The 3,478-nt window shown below is 50.1% G+C and carries 3 protein-coding genes; 2 read left to right on the top strand and 1 reads right to left on the bottom strand.

What is annotated here, in order from left to right; translation table 11 throughout:
* Positions 1-767, top strand: a 767-nt coding sequence (locus EPD60_RS07645) for a transposase (protein WP_131448497.1), incomplete at its 5' end; no start/stop codon positions are given.
* Positions 768-1,113: 346 nt separating this feature from the next.
* Here EPD60_RS07645 and EPD60_RS07640 read toward each other — a convergent pair.
* Complete coding sequence (locus tag EPD60_RS07640) at positions 1,114-1,491, bottom strand: hypothetical protein (RefSeq protein WP_131448495.1); 378 nt, start codon at positions 1,489-1,491, stop codon at positions 1,114-1,116.
* 989 nt (positions 1,492-2,480) lie between these two features.
* Here EPD60_RS07640 and EPD60_RS07630 point away from each other — a divergent pair.
* Entirely contained in the window at positions 2,481-3,446 is a 966-nt protein-coding gene (locus EPD60_RS07630) for an IS110 family RNA-guided transposase (protein WP_131448483.1), read from the top strand.
* The last annotated feature ends 32 nt before the right edge of the window (positions 3,447-3,478 follow it).

The raw sequence follows: 3,478 nt of genomic DNA, 5'->3' as shown, positions 1-3,478 counted from the left end.
AAAAACAACAGAAGCAGCGCTCGCTGATCCGGTTTAGAAAAAAGCTCTGGGGTGATCTCTCCCGGGTAAAGAACCGGCTGAAAAGCGAGCTCCGCTTCCAGGGCATCATAGTCCCTCCCAGGTTTGACAACGCCACCTGGAGCCACAACTTCCTCGACTGGATCCAAGCCACCGCCGCAGGTGATGAAGACCTGAGGGAAACCCTGGAGCTGATGCTGGAAGAGGTGCGGGCTTTACGAGTGCTGTTGCTCAAAACTGAAAAGAAGCTGCGCGCGGTGATGCGCTCGGAGCACTACGCAAAACAAGCGACCTTGCTTCGCTCCATACCTGGCGTCGGCCCGCTCACCTCCGCCCTCTTCCTCATGGAGGTGGGAGACGTAAAGCGCTTTAAAGATGCAGACAGCCTGAACCGATTCGTAGGTCTCTGCCCCGACTCCTACAGCTCCGGGGAGCGGGAGCGCCATACGGGCCTTACCCAAAGAAGACACAACGCCCTGCGCTCGCAGCTGGTGGAATCCGCGTGGATGGCCATTACCAAGGATCCCGCCCTGCTGGAGCACTATAAGAAGTTGTGCGGGCGCATGAAGGGACCGCAGGCCATCATCCGTATCGCGAGACGACTATTAAGGAGGATGCGGGCAGTGCTGCTGTCAGAGCGGATGTACGTGCGTGGCGTAGCGGAAGGAAGCCCTGAACAAATAGAAGCACCGCTACCTCCCGAGCCTAAAAGAAGAGGGAAGGCCCGCAAGGAGTTGGCAAGCGCTTGAGCGATGGGCGTAGATTTTTTAGTAATCAAAAGGGAAACGGATTAAAAAACTAAGGGTGTCACCCTGCTTCTTTTCTGATACAGGCAATACAGAAGCACGATCTATTTGGCGGCCGACTGCTCAACATGAACTGCAACCCAGGTTGCTCTGGCACAGTCTGCAGCGGCCGCTTTTTTAAAAGGAAATATTGACTTGCAGCACCCACAACGTTAGGCTGACTGCTTATAGGAGCATGCTTCAATAAACGCTTGAAAAAGATAGTATCGGGGACCAGCCAAAAAATATTTGTTACCTCACGCAACTAATCCCTTTACATAGGAGCCCATGTTATGCGCAGTCCAGCCTCCTAGGAGTCCTCCCCGGCGAGACGCTCCAGCTCACTTACATAGACCGAACGCAATTCTGGATTCGGCTCATAGTTAATGACCGATCTCAAAGCAGACAAAGTGCGATCACGATCATCCGCCAGTCTCGCCAATGCCAAGCTTTGATACGTTAAAGCAATGTCTAATGGAGCCAAAATCGACTCGGTCGCCTTGTCAGACGCAATAGTATAACGCAAGGAATCTATTCCATCAAAAACAGCCGCAATCAATTGCTTGTCCTCGACACTGTTGGCCAAGATGACACTAGCCGTGCTAACAAAGAATACAGCTTGTTCCGACACGCTCATTTCCGCCTGTCTCGCTAAATTGTTTCTAATGAAGTCAAGTCCTAATTGCATTTTTGGTCAACAGTTGTCGCGTGTCTGGGATTGCGCATAACGACCAGGGCTTTGCGCTGGCCGGTCTGCTTTAGGAAAGATATGAACTATTAGAAACTAGGCTAGCGCAACAGCCCCTGTTAAGCGCAGGCTGCACCTAAACGATGGTCGACCTTAATTTCTCGGCAAGCTCTCTGCGCTGTCGATTTGCTCCACCGAAGTCTATAAAACCACCATCACTCCGGTCCTGTCCCAAGATTACAAAAGAAAATCGTTCATCATCGAGAAACAGTTGTACGTCATATGGAGAATTCCAAAACCGTTTTTGAATAGTGAAACGCACGAACTGGTTGGATACTTTGGTAATTGGAGATTCATATTCGTTAGCTATTCTTTCAATCACCTCTATTTTCTGCGAAACTGGAAGAGGCATTTCCACTGTAACTACTTGATACCTTTTTGGAAGCAGGTACAATCCATATGATCCAAGTCCGAGAAGAAATGTAAAACAGGAATAATGAAAGACATGATTTCCCTTGAACTTAGAAGGATTGATGGTTATCATGAATAGAAGCGCTAATGACAAAGCGATTGTCGCATAACAGATGAAATAGTACCAATATCGGTCAAATCGATTCCGCTTTTGGATGGTATTTTGAAACTCTTCGAATGTCATGAACTGCTTGCGCTTAACGAACAGGGCTTTGCGCTGGGCGTCTGACTAAATAAAATTACAACTTTAGGACGGCAGCCTAGCGCAACAGCCCATCCTATGTTTGTTTTCTCATACTTTTCGGTGATAAAGAATGTGGGCAGCGGGAGTAAGACCAAACAGCCCCTGAAGCCAGGACAAGCTTGTCTAACATGATGGTCCCCCGCTGCCTTTTTACACGATACTGCGGGTAGTTCAACTGAGCACCGGTTGCCGCCGGAGAGCTCGCGTGAAATTAGGATGGCTGCAGATGTGTAAAAATCACATTCCTCATTTTTAACCAAAGTGAAAGTACAACATGAAGCTTGTTTGCGGTATTGACGTCTCTAAAGACACCCTCGATGTTTATTACAATGATGACAAAGGAAGGACCCATTATACCAAGCTCTCCAACACCGCCTCCGGCCACCGCGAGCTGCTGGAAAAGTGCGGTGAGCGGGTATATGTTCTGGAAACCTCCGGGCCTTATTATCTCGCCCTTGCCTTTACCCTGAAGGAAGCAGGAGGCGACGTGCGGGTAGAAAATCCAATGGTCGTCAAGCGCTTTATCCAGATGAACCTGGAGCGTAACAAATCCGACAAAAAAGACGCCCGCTGGCTCTTCCGCTATGGAGTGGAAAGAGAAGCTTCCGTGTGGCGTGTGCCCTCGCAGGCGCAGCTCAAATGCAGCCAGATCGGGGCTTTGATCAATATGTATGTGCGTCAGAAAACCATGCTTCAAAACCAGTTGCATGCCCTCACCTACATGCCCTTTGCCGATAAGGAGGTCACAAAAAGCCTCAAAGCCTCTATTGCCCGGATCGAGCGGGAACTGAAAAAGCTGGAAGCGCAGATGGATGCAGAACTGAAGCAGTGGAGTGGCAACCAGATGAAGAACCTGCGCTCCGTGCCCGGCTTGGGCAAGCGCGCCGTGGCCACCCTCATCGTAGCCACCGACGGCTTTACCAAGGTCTCCAACTACCGCCAGCTCATTGCCCTGGCAGGCCTTGCACCCAGGGAGCACACAAGCGGCACTTCGATAAAGGGAAAGCGGGGAATCTGCAAAATGGGCAACGGCTACCTGCGCAGTGTGTTGTTCATGTGCGCGCTCACGGCCAAGAAATATAACGCCGCATGTAAGGATCTCTATGACCGACTAGTGGCCAAAGGAAAGCTGCCCTATGTGGCCCTCATCGCCGTGTGCAATAAGCTGCTCAAACAAGCATTTGCAATAGCTACAAAAGGAACGGTGTATCAGGCAGATTTTAAAAGCGCACTCGCTTAAAAAAACTCTTGGAAATAACCATAGTTCATGTT

Origin of the sequence: Flaviaestuariibacter flavus (assembly GCF_004337505.1) — a bacterium.
In the GTDB taxonomy this organism is placed as follows: domain Bacteria; phylum Bacteroidota; class Bacteroidia; order Chitinophagales; family Chitinophagaceae; genus Flavisolibacter; species Flavisolibacter flavus.
This window is presented reverse-complemented; position numbering and strand designations above follow the sequence as displayed.